The organism is Halochromatium sp. NSM3, from assembly GCF_059621085.1.
Genome location: NZ_JCAQIA010000010.1, coordinates 25,618 through 43,365, shown reverse-complemented (window position 1 = coordinate 43,365; position 17,748 = coordinate 25,618). Strand labels below are relative to the sequence as shown.

The 17,748-nt window shown below is 64.7% G+C and carries 11 protein-coding genes and 1 tRNA gene; 6 read left to right on the top strand and 6 right to left on the bottom strand.

All coding sequences use genetic code 11. The features are described from left to right. Window positions 1-242: 242 nt before the first annotated feature. Genes dnaB through radA form a run of 3 tightly spaced genes read left to right on the top strand, consistent with a single transcriptional unit; the run spans window position 243 to window position 5,876 of the window. Window positions 243-3,194 carry a replicative DNA helicase gene (gene dnaB, locus AC54T3_RS06200; protein ID WP_496623344.1) on the top strand — a complete coding sequence of 984 codons (2,952 nt, stop codon included), beginning with the start codon at window positions 243-245 and terminating at the stop codon, window positions 3,192-3,194. Continuing rightward, window positions 3,191-4,402, top strand: coding sequence for an alanine racemase (gene alr, locus AC54T3_RS06195; protein ID WP_496623257.1), 1,212 nt, complete (start codon window positions 3,191-3,193; stop codon window positions 4,400-4,402). Before dnaB ends, alr begins: the two co-directional genes overlap by 4 nt. A 55-nt stretch (window positions 4,403-4,457) precedes the next feature. Beyond that, window positions 4,458-5,876 carry a DNA repair protein RadA gene (gene radA / locus AC54T3_RS06190; RefSeq protein WP_496623255.1) on the top strand — a complete coding sequence of 473 codons (1,419 nt, stop codon included), beginning with the start codon at window positions 4,458-4,460 and terminating at the stop codon, window positions 5,874-5,876. 107 nt (window positions 5,877-5,983) lie between these two features. Here radA and AC54T3_RS06185 read toward each other — a convergent pair whose 3' ends face one another. The 4 genes from AC54T3_RS06185 to AC54T3_RS06170 form a co-directional block, all read right to left on the bottom strand. Further along, on the bottom strand, window positions 5,984-7,411 hold the full coding sequence (locus AC54T3_RS06185) for a GGDEF domain-containing protein (protein WP_496623252.1): 1,428 nt from the start codon (window positions 7,409-7,411) through the stop codon (window positions 5,984-5,986). Then, the gene (locus tag AC54T3_RS06180; RefSeq protein ID WP_496623251.1) at window positions 7,401-7,982 is read right to left on the bottom strand and encodes a hypothetical protein; all 582 of its coding nucleotides are present in this window, start codon (window positions 7,980-7,982) and stop codon (window positions 7,401-7,403) included. Before AC54T3_RS06180 ends, AC54T3_RS06185 begins: the two co-directional genes overlap by 11 nt. A gap of 2 nt (window positions 7,983-7,984) precedes the next feature. Continuing rightward, window positions 7,985-10,030 (bottom strand): TonB-dependent receptor plug domain-containing protein, encoded by a 2,046-nt coding sequence (locus AC54T3_RS06175; RefSeq protein WP_496623249.1) that lies wholly within the window; start codon window positions 10,028-10,030, stop codon window positions 7,985-7,987. A gap of 104 nt (window positions 10,031-10,134) precedes the next feature. After that, window positions 10,135-10,225, bottom strand: a tRNA-Ser gene (locus AC54T3_RS06170). A 164-nt stretch (window positions 10,226-10,389) separates the two neighbouring features. On the opposite strand from AC54T3_RS06170, the gene AC54T3_RS06165 reads away from it, so the two are divergent. Then, window positions 10,390-11,277 carry a class I SAM-dependent methyltransferase gene (locus AC54T3_RS06165; RefSeq protein ID WP_496623247.1) on the top strand — a complete coding sequence of 296 codons (888 nt, stop codon included), beginning with the start codon at window positions 10,390-10,392 and terminating at the stop codon, window positions 11,275-11,277. Window positions 11,278-11,309: 32 nt separating this feature from the next. Here AC54T3_RS06165 and AC54T3_RS06160 read toward each other — a convergent pair whose 3' ends face one another. Continuing rightward, entirely contained in the window at window positions 11,310-12,488 is a 1,179-nt protein-coding gene (locus tag AC54T3_RS06160) for a DesA family fatty acid desaturase (RefSeq protein WP_496623246.1), read from the bottom strand. Window positions 12,489-12,642: 154 nt separating this feature from the next. On the opposite strand from AC54T3_RS06160, the gene mutM reads away from it, so the two are divergent. Continuing rightward, window positions 12,643-13,458: a bifunctional DNA-formamidopyrimidine glycosylase/DNA-(apurinic or apyrimidinic site) lyase gene (mutM, locus tag AC54T3_RS06155; RefSeq protein ID WP_496623244.1), complete on the top strand. Its 816-nt coding sequence runs from the start codon at window positions 12,643-12,645 to the stop codon at window positions 13,456-13,458. A 13-nt stretch (window positions 13,459-13,471) separates the two neighbouring features. On the opposite strand, the gene AC54T3_RS06150 is transcribed toward mutM, so the two are convergent. Then, window positions 13,472-14,641, bottom strand: a complete 1,170-nt coding sequence (locus AC54T3_RS06150) for a glycerate kinase (RefSeq protein WP_496623242.1) — start codon at window positions 14,639-14,641, stop codon at window positions 13,472-13,474. 89 nt (window positions 14,642-14,730) lie between these two features. Here AC54T3_RS06150 and rapA point away from each other — a divergent pair, with 89 nt between their 5' ends. Continuing rightward, window positions 14,731-17,739, top strand: coding sequence for an RNA polymerase-associated protein RapA (rapA, locus tag AC54T3_RS06145; RefSeq protein WP_496623240.1), 3,009 nt, complete (start codon window positions 14,731-14,733; stop codon window positions 17,737-17,739). Window positions 17,740-17,748: the final 9 nt, after the last annotated feature.

Here is a 17,748-nt window from a genome sequence, read left to right as displayed (position 1 = left end):
GGATGTCGAAGACTCAAGCTCGACGGCACGCCGCCGCTGCGCCCGAAACGTCGCGCCCGCCCAGAATCCCGGATTGCTCGACGGCACACAAGCCCTGAGAATGAGCGGCGAGAACGACGGCTGAGCCGTCGATGCACGAGGCTGCCGCTTTGACCAACCGCCCCTTTTCCTCTGAAGACCCTGCTCGGGAGGCCACCGAAGGTCCGCCACCAGCGCTCCCGGAAGACTTCGGGATCGAGCCAATGGGGCCGCCCACCGATGCGCTGTCCGAGATGGCCGAAGCGATGTCGGGGATGCGCGTTCCACCGCACAACCTGCAGGCCGAGCAGTCGTTGCTCGGCGCCCTGATGCTCGAGAACAGCGTCTGGGAGCAGGTCGCGGACAAGGTGCGCGAGACCGATTTCTACCGCCAAGAACATCAGCTGATCTTCCGCGCCATCCACATCTTGGCCGAGCAGGATCATCCCTTCGACGTCATCACGTTGGCCGAGGCGCTCGCCAAGCGCAAGCTGCTCGACGATATGGGTGGCATGACCTACCTGGCCGAGATCGACCGCAACACCGGCTCGGCCGCCAACGCCGCCCATTATGCGCGCATCGTGCGCTTCAACTCGGTGCTTCGGCAACTGATTCGAGCCGGCACTGGCATCGCCGATCTGGCCTTCGACACCAAGGGCCGCAGCGAGGCCGAGATCCTCGACGCCGCCGAGGCCAAGGTCTTCGAGATCGCCGAGCAGCTCACCCGTGGCGGCGGCTTCAAGTCGATTGAAGAGCTGTTGACCATCGCGGTCAACAAGATCGACGAACTCTATCATCGCGACGAGCCGATCACCGGCCTGCCGACCGGTTTCATCGACTTCGACATGAAGACCTCCGGCCTGCAGCCCGCCGATCTGATCATCTGCGCGGGGAGGCCGTCGATGGGTAAGTGCCTGGAGGCTGGCAGTGAGATCCTGCTCGCGGATGGACAGGTGACGACGATTGAAGCGATCGTGCGCCAGCGCCAGGCGGCGTTACTGACACTCGATGAGCGCCTGCGCTTTAGCACAACGCAGCCAAGCGCCTTCGTCGATGACGGACATAAACCGGTGTTTCGCGTGACGACGCGACTCGGGCGCGTTATCGACACCACGCTCACGCATCCGTTCCTGACCATGGAGGGCTGGCAAGCGCTCAGCAAGCTTGCGGTCGGTGATGCCATTGCCGTACCGCGACGCCTACCAGTTTTCGGCCAGAAGCCGATGCGCGACTGCGAGGTTAAGCTGCTTGGTTATCTGATCGGCGACGGTTGCCTCAGAGGCGCGACGCCAACGTTCATCAACGACAGTCCTCAGCTCCAGACCGAGGCCCAGGTCGCCTGGTCGCCGAGTGCGCGCGAGCGCGCGGTGAAGAGCGGCCCCAATACATTGACCCGCTGGCTGATGGACCTGGGGCTCTGGGGCCGGGACGCGCATGATAAGTTCATCCCGGCGCCGGTCTTCGAGCTGCCCAAGGCGCAGCTTGCCCTGTTCCTGAACCGCTTATTCGCGACCGATGGCTGGGCGACGCTGCTTGCAAGCGGTCAGTCTCTGGTCGGCTATGCCTCCGCCAGTGAACGTCTGGCGCGACAGGTTCAGCATCTGCTGCTGCGCTTCGGCGTGATTGCCAAGCTTCGCTACCGCCGCATTCGCCGCCCGCCGGTCGGTGAGCAGCTCGACGAACATGGGGGCGGGCAGCCGCAAGAGCAGGGCGATTACAGCGCCTGGCAGTTGGATCTGACCGATACCGACTCCATCCGCATCTTCGCCACCGAGATCGGTATCGAATCGAAGGAAGCGGCGCTTACTCGCATTTTGCAAGCCCTTGATCAGAAACGCCGACTGACGAATGTGGATCTCAGCGAGCTTGCCAATAGTGATCTTTTTTGGGATCCAATCGTCTCAATCGAACCCCTTGGTCTGCGCCAAGTCTATGATTTAACCATCCCGGAGACGCACAACTTTGTCGCCAACGATATCTGCGTGCACAACACCAGTTTCGCGATGAACATGGCGGAAAACGTTGCGATCAAGACCGGAAAAGGCGTCGCGGTATTCAGCATGGAGATGCCTGGCGATGCGTTGGCGATGCGCATGATGTCCTCGCTCGGGCAGATCGATCAGCATCGGGTACGCACCGGCAAGCTCACCGAAGAAGACTGGCCACGGCTGACCTCGGCGGTGACCATGCTCTCGCAGGCGCCGATGTATATCGATGATACCCCGGCGCTCTCGCCAACCGACCTGCGCGCGCGGGTACGCCGACTGCAGCGCGATCTCAAGCGCGAAGAAAAGGAACTCGGCATGATCGTCGTCGATTACCTGCAGTTGATGCAGGCTCCGAGCGAGGGCGAGAACCGCGCGACCGAGATTTCCGCGATCTCGCGCGCGCTCAAGTCCCTCGCCAAGGAGCTGCATGTCCCGGTGGTGGCCCTCTCGCAGCTCAATCGCAGCCTGGAACAGCGACCGAACAAACGGCCGGTGATGTCCGATTTGAGGGAGTGCGTGACAGGCGACACGCGCGTTGTACTCGCTGATGGGCGCTGGGTGCCCATTGCAACCTTGGTGGGCACCGCTCCAGAGGTCGTTGCGGTCGACGACAAACAACAGCTCGTGACCGCGAAAGCCGACAAGATCTGGAGCACCGGCCGTAAGCCGGTTTTCTCTATCAAGCTCAGCAGTGGTCGCCAAGTGCGCGCCACGGCACAGCATCGTTTTCTGACGGGTACCGGTTGGCAAACCGTCGATCAGCTCGGACAAGGCGATCGGCTCGCCATCACGCGCGAGCTTGTAGATCCGGTCTCCGTCGAGCAGTGGTCAGATACGCAGCTGCATGCGGAAGCCACTAGCAGTCTATTTTGGGATACCGTGGTTGCGGTGGAGCCGGATGGAGAGGAGGAGGTCTACGATCTAACGGTTCCGGGACCAGCCTCCTGGTTGGCTGATGGCGTCGTCAGTCATAACTCAGGTGCCATAGAACAGGATGCAGACCTCATCGTCTTTATTTATCGCGATGAGGTCTACAACGAAGATAGCCCGGATAAGGGCGTTGCCGAGATTATCATCGGTAAACAGCGTAATGGGCCGATAGGCACGGTGAAGCTCACATTTATGGGTCAGTTCACCAAGTTCGAGAATCTGGCCGAGGATCTCTACGGCGATTTGGGCTACCAATGATCACTGGACCCATCGCACAGATCGACTTCGGCGCGCTGCGCCATAATCTCGCGGTCTGTCGCGCGGCGGCGCCGAGTAGTCGCATCTGGGCCGTGATCAAGGCCGATGCCTATGGCCATGGCATGAGGCAGTGCGCTGCGGCACTGGAGGCGGCGGATGGCTTCGCGGTGGCGCGCGTCCAGGAGGCGCTCGGGCTGCGCGCGATTGGCATCAGCAAGCCGCTGCTGGTGCTGGAAGGCGCTGCGAGCGAGACCGAACTCGGTGCGGTGCTGTCGATGCAGGTCGAGCTGACGGTGCATTCAAGCCGGCAGCTCGATCTGATCCTGAGCCAACGACAGGCCAATCCGCAACCGAGGCCTCAGCGCATCTGGCTCAAGCTCGATACCGGCATGGGCCGGCTGGGGCTGCAACAGGCCGAGGCCGTCGCGCTGATCGAGCGTCTAAGCTCACCAACAGGTTCAACGACCTCGGGGGCGGGCGCAACCCAGCAAACGTCAGCACCGGGTTCGTCGGGTTCAACGCAGACGTCACCGCTGGAACTCGCCGGCATCATGACGCACCTGGCGAATGCCGATGATCCTTCGCATCCATTGACCGCCGCGCAATGCGAGCAGGCGAGGGCGCTTGCCGAGCGTTTTGGTCTGCCGCTGTCGATTGGCAACTCCGCTGGCATCCTCGCTCATCCGGCCGCGCGGAGTGATTGGGTTCGCCCCGGGATCATGCTTTACGGCGGCTCGCCGCTGCTGTGCCAGGCGGCAGCGGCACTTGATCTGCGCCCGGTGATGACGCTAACGAGTCAGCTCATCGCAGTGCGCGAACTGCCAGCTGGCGCAACAATCGGCTATGGCAGTACCTATCAGTGTCCGGAGCCGATGCGCGTCGGCGTGGTCGCTATCGGCTACGGTGATGGCTATCCACGCCATGCGCCGACCGGCACGCCGGTGCTGATTCGAGGCCAGCGTGCAGCACTCCTCGGGCGTGTCTCCATGGACATGATCAGCGTCGATCTTCGCCAGATACCGGACGCGATCGTTGGTGATCCGGTGACACTCTGGGGGCAGGGACTGCCGGTGGAGGAGGTCGCCGAGCAGGTTGGCACCATCAACTACGAGCTGCTGTGCCGACTTTCATCGCGGGTGCGAATTGTCCATGACGAAGATGAATCAGACGCAGAGCCAGCACGGGTTCCGAATTGCGATCGGCTGTGAATCCGGCAGTGCTTGTTCTATCCCAAATACGAGATCACACACAGGAGCCGCGCTCTTGAGCCCAACGACCACCAAGGGCCGCAGCGCCTACGTTTGCAACAACTGCGGCGCCCAGTCGCCAAAATGGAGCGGCCGCTGCGCCGATTGCGGCGCTTGGAACAGCATCGAGCAGGTCACGCTGCCACCCAAGGCCACGACGCGACCTGGCGGTGGCGGCTACGCCGGCGCGGCTGCTGGACAAGCCGCGCGCGCGAACCTCAACGCCATCCACCGACTCGCCGAGATTGCACCCGAACAGGAGGTGCGCAGCCCAAGCGGCATTGCCGAGCTCGACCGCGTGCTCGGTGGTGGGCTGGTGCAGGGCTCGGTGGTGCTGATCGGCGGCGACCCTGGGATCGGCAAATCGACGCTACTGCTGCAGGCCAGCGCCGCGATCGACGCCAACCCAGCCTTCGCCTCAAGCAAAAGTTCGGTGCTCTATGTGACCGGCGAGGAATCACCGCAGCAGGTCAGCTTGCGCGCGCAGCGGCTCGGGCTCGCGCCGGGCGGGCTCAACCTGCTTGCCGAGACCTGCATCGAGCAGATCCTGGCCACTGCTGCCGCTGAGGCACCGCGCGTGTTGGTGATCGACTCGATCCAAACCCTGTTCACCGAGGCGCTGACCTCAGCGCCGGGCTCGGTCTCGCAAGTGCGCGAAACGGCGGCCCAGTTGGTCCGCCATGCCAAGCTCACCGAGACCACCGTGTTCCTGGTCGGCCATGTCACCAAGGAGGGCGCCTTGGCCGGGCCGCGCGTGCTCGAACACATGGTCGACACCGTGCTCTATTTCGAGGGCGAATCCGGCAGCCCCCATCGGCTGGTGCGCGCGGTCAAGAATCGCTTCGGCGCCGTCAACGAGTTGGGCGTCTTCGCGATGACCGACCGTGGCCTGCGGCAGGTCTCGAACCCCTCGGCGATCTTCCTCTCACGCCACGCGGAACCGGCGCCAGGCTCGGTGGTACTGGTCACGCGCGAGGGCACGCGGCCGATGCTGGTCGAGGTGCAGGCGCTGGTCGACCAGAGCCCACTGGCCAATCCGCGTCGGCTCGCGGTGGGGCTGGAACAGAACCGGTTGGCGATGTTGCTGGCGGTGTTGCATCGCCATGGCGGCATCGGGATGTTCGACCAGGACGTGTTCGCCAACGTCGTCGGTGGCGTGCGGGTGACCGAGACCGCCGCCGATCTGGCGGTACTGCTCGCGGTGCTTTCAAGCTTCCGCGACCGAGCCTTGCCGGTGGATCTGGCGGTCTTTGGTGAGGTCGGCCTCGCCGGCGAGATCCGCCCGGTACCCAACGGCCCGGATCGGCTGCGCGAGGCCGCCAAGCATGGCTTCAAGCAAGCGATCGTGCCCAAGGGCAACGTGCCCAGAGGGGGGGTCGACGGCTTGAAGATCCAGCCCGTCTTGACCCTGCGCGAAGCGATCGACGCGATTTGAGCGTGCAAGTAGTTACAATGTAATTGCGCATAATGTATATTATGTAAAGTCATGGTAAAAGCACTACCAAGACAGCCAAGCTGCCAATGCCAAGTAAGGCCCTCGTCTCAATAGACGATCCGGTTACGTCCCGTCTCCTTGGCCCGATAGAGGTTGCGGTCCGCAGCTTCGAGCAGCGTATCGATGGTGCCGTTGCTGTATTCCGCCACGCCCCCGCTGATGGTGACCCGGAGTTCGGACGACGGCCAGCTCAAGGCGCTGATCTCGCCACGGATGCGCTCGGCGATCTCGAACGCCGCCGTGGCCGTCGCGGACGGTAGGATCACCAGAAATTCTTCGCCGCCGTAACGTCCACACACATCCACGGCTCGCACGCACCGCCGTAAGACCTCCGCCGCACTGGCGAGCACCGTGTCGCCCACGGTATGGCCGAAGGTGTCGTTGATCGTTTTGAATTCGTCCAAGTCGAATAGGATCACCGACAGGCCATGGGCCTCACGATCGCAGCGGATCATCTCCTGGTGCAGCCGATCGAACAGATACCGCCGGTTGTAGCTCTGCGTCAGGGCGTCGGTGTTCGCCGCCTGGTGCAAGCGCTGCTGGATGAGTTTCAGCTCCGAGATGTCCACCAGCGAGACCAGGCAGTGCGGCGCGCCAGAGACACTGAGCTGGATCACCGAGACCACGGCCCAATGCAGTTGATCGTCTTGATCTCGCCACTGCATCTCGCGTTGCCCCTCCTCCTCGCTCGGCAGCCCGTCCTCGCCGAGCCGTTTCCAGGTCTCACTGCTGAGTTGTGCGTTGGCGGCTTTGTGTAAGCCTAGGTAACGAACGGCCGCCAGGTTGGCGCGAACGATCAGGGTCTGCGAGTGATCGAGCAACAACATCGGGAATGGCGCGACGTCCAGCAGGCTGCGGAGATTCGTCTCGCTCTCTCTGAGGCGGCGCAGCAACCAGCCTGCGGATAACCATCCCAACACGATGAGCAAGAGGACCGCGCATCCGGTCCAGAACAGCTTGCTGCGAACATCGCTGATCAACGCGCTCAGCGACTCGGTATTGGCATAAAAGGTGGCAATGCCAATCAGCAGATGCTTGCGCGGATGATAGAGCGGCTCCTCGGTCACGAAGCAGGCGTCGGGGCATGTCATCTCCCCACGCGCGAGCGTCAACTGCTCGGTCGTCAGAGGCGTGGCATGCGGATCGAACTCGAGCACCACCCGGTCGGTGAGCGCTGTCTCCGTCCCCTGCTCCTTGAGCAGCAGGATACCGTCAAGGCGGGTGTTAATCGCGGTGATGAGGCTCTCCGGCGGCAAATCGATCGCAAATAGCGATTCAAGGCTGCGCGCTTGGGCCTGGGCGAGCGCGTGTGCCCGGCTCTCGGCGTCGGCCTGCAGGCTCGGCTCGAGCACGAGCAGCCAATAGCCAGTGATCAACCCGGTCAACAGCAGGCCAAGTAAGCCAAAGATCGCCGCCAGATTGCGCTCGAACACAAAGGTCGGACGCTCTTCGACAAATCGGTGCTCACTCGGCATGATGCGCGACCCTCAGGAAAAAGGCCTTGAAGCGCACACCGGCACGTTGCGCCTGCACTCGATTGATCGCCGGTAAGATCCGATCGGTGACATGGATGCCCGCGACCGCGCCAGCCTTGACATCGCCCGCGAACGGCGAAAACACCAACACCTTGTGAGTGATCGACAGACGCTGCAGGAACGCCGGCTCGATGTCGACGCTGGCGATGAAAATCCCGCCCAAGGGCGGCCCGCGATACACCTGGAGGTCATCGAGTGCCAACACCTTGACATCCAGCGGCATGTCTTGAATCTGATCGATCTCCTCGAGGGCCGTGACGACTTGGTGCACTGCGTCATCCGATCCCTGATAGGTGACGACCACATGCAGCGCTCCAGCAGCGGATCGACGCTGCTCCAATCCTTCCAAGGCGCCCAGCACGGCCGGAAAGATCCTGAGCCCAACCCGCAGCCGCTGCTGGTCTTCCGGCCACAGGGTCCGCGCCAGACTCTCGGCACCATAACCCGAGAGCGCGAGACACGCGAGGGCGACACACAGGAGCCGGAAGCGACCGACAACATGGCCCGACATGGTCAAAACGCGTAGCCGACGGACAGCCACCAATGGCGTCCCGAGCGCGGATAGTCCTCTCGATAGACCAAGTCGATCTCACCAAACCCCGTGGGTTGCTCGGGAAAGCGCACATCGGCATCGGTTAGATTCTTCACCCCGAGGTGCGCAAAGAGGCCACGATCGGAGGTCGCATAGCTCAGGGTCAGGTCGGCTAAGGTGTAGGCATCCACGGACGAGCGCGTATCCGAGGGTTGCCGCGCTCGGTCTCCGACAGAGCGCAGTTGCAGCGCGGCGGTCCAGGCATCGATCGGCTGCCACAGCAAGGCCAGATTCCCCAGCAGATCGGTGCCGCCGGGCAGCGGGCGCTGATCCAGTCCTAAATCAACGCTCTCCACATAAGAGAGATTGGCGTCCAGCTTCAGCGTGGGCAGCAGCCGCTGAGTGTATTCGACTTCGATGCCACGCAAGCGCGCATCGGCGCTATTGATATAGCCCTCCTTGTCGTATCCGAACACAATCGAATCCGAGAGATCGGACTGGAACAGGATGAGCCGAGCCTCCCAGCGCGGTTTCTTCAGGATGTAGCCGAGTTCATAGGTCGTGATCTCGCCGGCGCGTACCTCATCCGTGCCTTCCCCCGGATAAGTCAGCTCGTAGAAGGTCGGCGGCCGAAACGCACGCGCGTATTGCAGCTTGAGGATGTGCTCATCATTGATCCGCCAGACCGCAGCCAAGCGCGGGCTCAGGTAGGTGCCAACATCGCTGTACTCATCGAAGCGCAAGGCAGCGGTCACGGTGAGCTGCTCGCCGACGCGGGCTTGATCCTGCACGACGAGGCTCAGGATGCGGCGGCTGAGATCCTCGTCCAACCAGGGGACATCGATCGCAAAGGCCGCTGGCCAGTCCCAGGTCGCCTCGTCGACCTGCACATGACGCGCCTCGAGCCCAACGAACAGCGTATGGCGCGGATGCGCTCGCCAGTGCAGGTCGGCCGCAGCGAGGTAGCGCGTCTCGCGGTAGTCCTGACTCATGTAGACCGGCTCGTGCTCGAGGAAGTAGCCGGCCGGTGCGACGTAGAGATCATCGCGATCACGGTGGTGGCGCAATGCTTCCAGGCGCAGCTGTGTGCGCAACTGTTCGCTGAGCTGCAGGTTGCCGCCGAGCTGCAACGATTCATAACCCTGGCGCGAGGCGAGTTGATCATCCTCGGGCGGCAGGAAGTGGTTGATGCCGAACGCGTCGCCATAGTCGTCGTCGAGAATCTTCACCGCCGCGAAGAAGTCGCCCCAGATGACGTCGGCGAACAACCCTCGATAGCGATGCGACTCGTTACTCTTTCCCGGTGCGTTCGACAGCTCGGGCAGATTGATCCCATAGAGCGCGTCCTCAGCCACATCGACGCCGGCGTCGCCGTCTAAGCCGAACACGTTGAAGGACACGGAGAGATCGCGCTGGTGATCGCGCCAAAACCAGAGGCCACCGCCGCCACGATCGCCGCCCCCATCCATGGCTTGCACATGGAATCTGCGTTGCGACTTACGGGTGATGACATCGACAACCCCGGCAAAGGCATACTCGCCATGCACCGAGGCGCCCGGTCCGCGAATGACCTCGATGCGCTTCACCTGCTCGATCGGGATGTTCAGCACCGGATTCGCGGTGGCATACAGGGTCGAGTTCATCGACACGCCATCGAGCAGGATCTTGATGTTGCCCGAGGCGTAGCCGAAGCCGATGCCACGGCTGAGGATCTGCCGCTCGCCGCTCATCTCCATGCCATCGCTGATGCCCGGCACCAGCGTCAAGGCCTCGCCGACATTGCGCACGCCGCGCACCAGCAGATCATCGCCCGAGAGGATCGTTGCCATGCCGGGGACATAGTCGGCATTCATGCCGCTGCGCGTGGCCAGCTCGGTCTCTTGCTCGAGCAGCGCCAATAAATCCTGAAGCGGAGCCTGATCCGTCGCCGCAGCGTCGAGCGTTGGGTTGGCATGCACCCACGCGAGCGGGACAAGAGATAAAAGGAAGAGCGCTAAGACGATGGAGCGCACAGAGCGGGTCGTCATGGTCGCAATCACCTCCCTCATCGCGGTTACAGCCTCATCACGACCGTGCGAATGACTCCGAGGTAGCGCCTTTTTAAGCGAAACAACTTGCCCTGTTTTCGATGTGGCGGAGAGGGTGGGATTCGAACCCACGATAGGCTATGAACCTATACACACTTTCCAGGCGTGCTCCTTAAGCCACTCGGACACCTCTCCGGAATGCACTTGATGCTCGGTTCCGCCAACGGATTCCGCGATCATTCAGGGCGACCATGCGCGGAATTCGACGGTTGCGTCCCTGCGCATCAAGCCGTCAAGCTTAAGCGAAACCCCTACTCCCTTGCAAATATCCGTAGCCCGGCCCAACCCAGCATCGAGCGATGAGCCCAGATCACAGAACCCAACCCCGCCCCTTCTCGGTCGCGTCCAGCGCCAGCACGCGCCAAGCCGATCAAGCCGACCGCCACGCGCTCTACGAACGCGCGGTGCAATGCCCGGAGGCGGAGGTGGATTTTATCCAGCAAACCTTTCACGATCTGCGCGGGCGCCCTGCCCGCTCGCTCGCCGAGGACTTCTGTGGCACGGCTGCGGTGTGCCGCGAATGGGTCGCACGGCATGCGAGCCATCGGGCGGTCGGGATCGACAATGACCCCGCCGTGCTGAAATGGACGCGCGAGGAGCGGCTGCCCGCGCTGCCCCCAGAGCAGCGCGCGCGCCTGCGGTTGATCGAAGCGGATGTGTTGGACCTTGGCCCAGAACACTCGGCCAAGGGGCACCACGAGCCGGTCGATCTGGTGCTGGCGATGAACTTTAGCTGGTGGTTGATCACCGAGCGTGCGGCCTTGCGGCGCTACTTTCAGCGCGTGCGCGAGCGACTGGTCGACGATGGGCTGTTCATCCTCGATAGCTATGGGGGCTACGATGCCTATCGCGTCATCACCGAGGAGCGCGACATCGAAGACGACGCGGGCCCGCCCTTCACCTATCTCTGGGACCAGACCGACTACGACCCGATCAGCGGGCTCATGCAGTGCGCGATCCACTTCGCCTTCCCGGACGGCTCACGCCTGGATCACGCATTCCGCTATTCCTGGCGGCTCTGGACCCTGCCCGAGCTGCGCGAGCTACTCATCGAGGCCGGCTTCCGCCAGCCGCGCATCTACTGGCAGGGCTGGGATGAGCACGGCGAGCCGGACGGGATCTTCAAGCCGGTCACGCGGGCAGAGCCCGATGCCGGCTGGATCTGCTACCTGAGCGCGGAGCCCTGAGCCGCCCTGCACGCGGAGTACGGAGCACGGAATCAGCCCTGCGCGCTCACCAACGCCAGTCCCCGCAGATTCCGCGAGAACCCCTCCAGGGCCTGAATGCCCGTGGCCTCGGCACGCTGGCACCAATCCTCGAGCAACTTCAGCAGCGCCTCCTGCGAGGGGGCGTTGCGCTCCCAGATTTGGCGCAATTGCTCGCGGAACTGGTAGACCACCTTGAGCTGTTGGCTACTAGCCAACAGGTGTTCCAAGCACCGTCGGCTCGACTCATCCAGTTGTTCGCGCACCAAAAGCTTGCGCGCCTGTCGCTTTAGGCGCCGGCAATGCGGCTCGCTGCGGCAGAGTTCGGCGTGCGTCACCGGCTGCAGCACCTCCTTGCTGTAACGGCGGATCACATGCATGCGCGCCACCAGGAGCGCCTTCAGCGTATCCATGTCAACGCTCTGCTTGCCCTCGACGATAGTCGCGCGCGGCGGCAGCTTCTTGACCCGGGCCAACCCAAGCAGCGATAGCAGCCGAATGTAGAGCCAGCCGATATCGAACTCCCACCAGCGCATCGAGAGGCGCGCCGAGGCTGGAAAGGCATGATGGTTGTTGTGCAGCTCCTCGCCGCCGATCAGGATGCCCCAGGGGGCGATATTGGCCGATGCGTCTGGGGTGTCGTAGTTGCGATATCCCCAGTAATGGCCGACACCGTTGATCACGCCGGCCGCCATGATCGGAATCCAGAGCATCTGCACTGCCCAGGCGGTAATGCCGTAGACACCAAACAAGGCGAGATCGATGATCAGCATCAGCCCGCAGCCCTGCCAGGCCAGACGGCTGTAGAGATGACGCTCGATCCAGTCATCCGGCGTGCCCTGGCCGAAGCGCTTGACGATGGTGGCATCCTTGGCGCTGGCGCCGTAGAGTTCCGCACCCTGCCAGAATACCTTGCGCAGCCCCAGCACCTGCGGGCTATGCGGATCATCGGCGGTCTCGCAGCGCGCATGATGTTTGCGATGCACGGCGACCCACTCACGGGTGCCCATGCCGGTGGTCAGCCAGAGCCAGAAGCGAAAGAAGTGCTCCGGGACCGGATGCAGGTCCAAGGCGCGATGGGCCTGGGCACGATGCAGGAAGACGGTCACCGCGACGATGGTGAGATGCGTCAGCACCAGGGTAATCAGGGCCACCTGCCAGGCAGGCAGGTCGAGCAGTCCGTATGGGGTCATGGAGATTCTCGGAAAGTATAAGGCGGTGACGATCGGCACCATTGGTACACGACTCTGCATTGTCTAAACGAGTAAGGCAACCCGCCGCTCATCGTGTTCCCATCGCGCGCGAAAAAACCCCTGCTCGAGTATTGATTTTGGAGACAACACCGACATGCCCGAACTGCCCGAGGTCGAGACCAGCCTGCGCGGCATCGAGCCGCATCTGCGCGGGCGCCTGATCGAGCGACTCGAAGTCCGCGAGCCCCGCCTGCGCTGGCCGATCCCGCCCGACACCAGCGAGCGCGTTGCCGGCCAGCGCATCCTCGCGCTACGCCGGCGCGGCAAATACCTGCTGCTCGACCTCGAACAGGGCGTGTTGATGCTGCACCTGGGCATGTCCGGCAGCCTGCGGGTGGTGCCGGCGAGCACGGCGCCGGGCCCGCATGACCATGTCGATCTGTGTCTCGACGATGGGCCGTGCCTGCGCTTCCGTGATCCGCGCCGCTTCGGGATGCTGCAATGGACGGCGGCGCCGGCCGAGGCGCACCCCCTGCTGCGCGCTCTGGGGCCGGAACCGCTCGGGCCGGCGTTCAGCGGCGCCTACCTTCACCAGCGCGCGCGTGGACGGCGGGCACCGATCAAGACCTTCATCATGGACAGCCATGTGGTCGTCGGCGTCGGCAATATCTACGCGAACGAAGCCTTGCATCTGGCCCGCATCCATCCAAACCGCGCTGCGGGGCGCATCAGCCGTGCGCGCATGGAGGTACTAGCAAGCACCATTCGCAGTGTGCTCGCCAACGCCATCGCCCAGGGCGGCACCAGCCTGCGCGACTTCGTGCAAGAGGATGGCAAGCCGGGCTATTTCGCCCAGTCACTGCGCGTCTACGGGCGCGCCGAGCAGCCCTGCCCGAACTGCGGCGGGCGTATCCGTCAGCGCCGCATCGGCCAGCGCTCGAGCTTCTATTGCACGGCCTGTCAGCATTAGTGGGGCCAGCGTGTTAGCGGGCTGCGTACCCGCCGCGCCCAGCCAAGAAGGCGCGCACCACCTGCTCGGCGGTTTTCGCCAGCAGCACTTCAACTCGCCGTTCGGCCTCGACCAGCTCAATGGGCCCCGGGCAGAGCGAGAAGACGGCATCCAGGCCCAGCCCATGCAGCGCGTCGATCCCCTCGCCGATGCTCCCCCCGATCCCGATGCACGGGATGCCATGTCGGCGCGCGCGCGCGGCAACCGCAGCGGGCGCCTTACCACATGCGGTCCGCGCATCGATCCGGCCCTCGGCGGTCAGGACCAGATCCGCCCCCTCCAGCGCGTGCTCCAGCCCGACCAGATCAAGCACCAGCTCGGCACCGGGACGAAGCTCAGCCGCGCAGAAGGCCATGAGTCCGGCACCGAGACCACCGGCGGCGCCAGCCCCGGGCACCGATTCAGCGTCGCAGTCGAGGTCTTGGCGCAAGCGTTCGGCCAAGTGCCGGAGGCCAGCATCCAGGACAGCGATCGATTCAGCGGTGGCACCTTTCTGTGGTCCATAGGCCGCAGCGGCACCGGTGGCGCCCGTCAGCGGATTCTCGACATCGCACATCGCCTCGATCCTCACCCCCCGCAGCCGAGGATCGACACCCAGGCTATCGATCCGCGCGATGCGCGGGAGCGCGGCGCCGACCGGCCGCAGTGCCCGCCCTTGTGCATCGAGAAAGCGATAGCCGAGCGCGCTCGCCATGCCGATGCCGCCGTCGTTGGTGGCACTGCCGCCGAGCCCGATGATCAGGGTCTCGGCACCGAGCGCCAGCGCCTCGCGCATCAGCTCACCGGTGCCGAGGGTGGTGGTCGCGGTCGGATCACGATCTGCGGGATCGAGCAGCGCGAGCCCACTGGCGAGCGCCATCTCGATGATCGCGGTGCGCTCCCGGGATAGCCAGGCGAAGGCAGCGTCCACTGCGGTAAAGGCTGGCCCGGTAACGCGCCGCTCGCGGCGCTCGGCGCCGAGCGCCGCGCAGGCAATCTCGAGCAGCCCATCGCCGCCGTCGGCGACCGGTACTTGCCGGATCTCGGCCTCGGGAGCGGCACGGCGCGCGCCCTCGGCAAGCGCGGCGGCGGCGGCGCTCGCCGCGCAGCTCCCCTTGAGCGCATTGGGCGCGATGACCAGCGTCAGCGGCGTTTGTGGATGCATGATGAAAGACTCCAGCAACGTAGTCGTGCGAAGCGAGGCAAAAGTCCGGATAATTGGCAGGTCTGTTTGACTGTTGACCGAGCTGCCCTATGTCCGAGCCCGTCCCCGCCTTTGCCGTTGGCCAACGTTGGCTCTCCGAGACACAGCCCGAGCTTGGCCTCGGCATGGTCGAGGCGGTCGAGCATCGCCGTGTCACCCTGCTGTTTCCAGCCACGGGCGAGCGCCGTACCTATGCCGCCGACAATACACCGCTATGGCGCGCGCAGCTCGCGGCCGGCGAGCTGCTACGCGATCTGGAAGGCCGTGACCTGACCGTGGTCGACCAGCTCGAGCACAATGGCTTCGTGACCTATCTGGTGCGCGATACCGCCGGCAACGAACAACCCCTGCCCGAGACCCGCATCGATCCACGGCTGCGCCTGAGCCGCCCGCAGCAACGCCTGCGCGCCGGACGCCTGGATAGCGACACCTGGTTCCGGCTGCGGGTGCAGGCGCTGGAGCAGACCGCGCGGCTGGCCACGGCCCCCGCGCGCGGGCTGCTCGGCGCCCGCATCAGCCCGATCCCCCATCAATTGCACATCGCCGCCGAAGTCGCCGATCGTCACCATCCGCGCGTGCTACTGGCCGATGAGGTTGGGCTTGGCAAGACCATCGAGGCCGGCTTGATCCTGCATCGACTGTTGCTGGCCGGGCGCGTGCATCGGGTGCTGATCCTGGTGCCCGAGCCGCTCTTGCATCAATGGTTGGTCGAGTTGCTGCGCCGCTTCAATCTGAGCGTCGCCCTGTTCGATCGCAAACGGGTGCAGGCGCTGGCGCGGCAAGGCGCCAATCCGTTCGAGTCCGAGCAACGCATCCTCTGCGGCCTGGATCTGCTCACCGAGGATGTCAGCCTGGCGGATGCCGCGCTGCACGCCGACTGGGATCTGTTGATCTGCGACGAGGCGCATCATCTGGAATGGTCACCCGAGGCGAGCAGCCCGGGCTATGAGCTGGTCGCCGGCCTCGCCGCCAAGATACCGGCAGTGCTGCTATTGACCGCCACCCCGGAGCAACTGGGTCGCGCGGGACACTTCGGCCGCTTGCGACTACTGGATCCGGAGCGCTTCGGTGACTACGAGGCCTTTCTCGCCGAAGAGGAAGGGTACGCGCCGGTCGCCGAGCTGGTGACTCGACTGCTGGACGAGACGCCGCTGAGCGCGGACGAACAGGCACGACTGGATGTGCTGCTCGATGGAGACGGATCGAGCGCCGCGCCGGCACGCGCTGCCGACACCGACGAGGCCGCAGGCGAACCCGACGCGGCAGAAAAGCCCAACGCAATAGGCGAGTCCGAGATAACAGGACGCCCCGAGGCTGCGGGCGAACTTGAGGCAGCAGGCAAGCCCCCCGCAACAGCACAGTCCGGGGCAACGGACGCACCCAACGCGGCCACGCGCGAGCGGCAGGCGCTCATCGACCAATTGCTCGACCGGCATGGCACCGGCCGGGTGCTGTTCCGCAATACCCGCGCCGCCATCAGCGGTTTTCCCGAGCGCGTGCTGCATCCGGCGCGGCTCGAGGCGACCGCTGACGCAGACGATGCGGCCGCTGACAACCAGGTCGATCCGCTCGATGCACTCTGGGCGGCGATCGATGATCCGGAGGGGCTGGAGCAGGATCCGCGCCTCGATTGGCTGATCGCACAACTGCGTGAACTCGCGCCAGCCAAAGTGTTACTGATCACCACGACCGCCGAGACCGTGCTGGATCTGCGCCGAGCGTTGCTCGAGCGCGCAGGCATCCAGGCTGCGATTTTCCATGAGGAGATGCCGATCGTCGAGCGCGACCGCGCCGCCGCCTTCTTCGCCGACCCCGAGGAAGGCACCCAGATCCTGCTCTGCTCCGAGATCGGCAGCGAGGGGCGCAATTTCCAGTTCGCCCATCACCTGGTGCTGTTCGATCTGCCCGCCGATCCGGAACTGCTCGAGCAGCGCATCGGCCGGCTCGATCGCATCGGCCAGACCGAGACCATCCGCATCCATGTCCCCTATCGTGCCGGGACTCCGGATGAGCTGCTGTACCGCTGGTATCACGAGGGGCTGGATGCCTTCTCCGCGCACCAGCCTGCAGCGCCGGCGGTGTTCTGGGAACAGCGCGAGGCGCTGCACGCATTGCTTGCCGACCCGGCGCCGGAGCCGGCCGCGATCGAGGCGCTGATCAACGAGGCCCAGACGCTGCGCTCACGCCTGGATACCGAACTCGCCGCCGGCCGCGATCGACTCCTCGAACTCAGCTCACATCGCCCGGCGCGCGGCGCCGCCCTGGTACAGGCGCTCGAGGAGGAGGACCGTGACCCCACCATCGAGATCTTCCTGACCGGGCTCTGGGATGCCTTCGGGGTCGAGCGCGAGCCCGGGCCCGGCGGCAGTCTCGTCGTGCGTCCCGGTGCCCACATGCTGCAAGAGCGCTTCCCGGGGCTGCCAGACGAGGGCCTGACCGCAACCTTCAGCCGCCAGCACGCGCTCGCCCACGAGGAGCGGCGGTTCCTGACCCGCGAGCATCCGCTGACCCGAGCCGCGCTCGAGTTGGTGACTGGCTCGCATCTGGGGACCAGCGCGCTGGTCCTGACCCAGGACAAGCGCTTCCCCTCCAGTGCCTTGCTGCTGGAAGCGGTCTATGTCGCTGAATGCCCAGCGCCGCCGGCCCTCAATGCGCAGCGCTTCCTGCCGCCGACCGCGCGGCGCATGCTGATCGATGAGCAGGGCCAGGAGCGCAGCGTCGAGATCGACCCGGACGCGCTCGGCGGCAAATGTCTGCGTCCCCGGCGCCCGCTCGCGCGCGCGCTGCTGCAGGCGAAGAGCAAGGTGATCGAGGCCATGGTGACCCTGGCCGAGCAGGAGGCCGCGCGCGAGACGCGAGCATTACGCGAGCAGGCGGGCGCGCAGATGCGTGCGCAGCTCGATGCGGAGTTGGACCGGCTGCGCGACCTCACCCGCCGCAATCCAGCAGTGCGGGCCGAGGAGATCGCGGCGCTGGAAGCCGAGCGTGATGCGCTCGCCGAGACGCTTGCCAACAGCCGCTTGCGCCTCGATGCCCTGCGCTTGATCGCCTTTGCCTGAGTGCGCCTG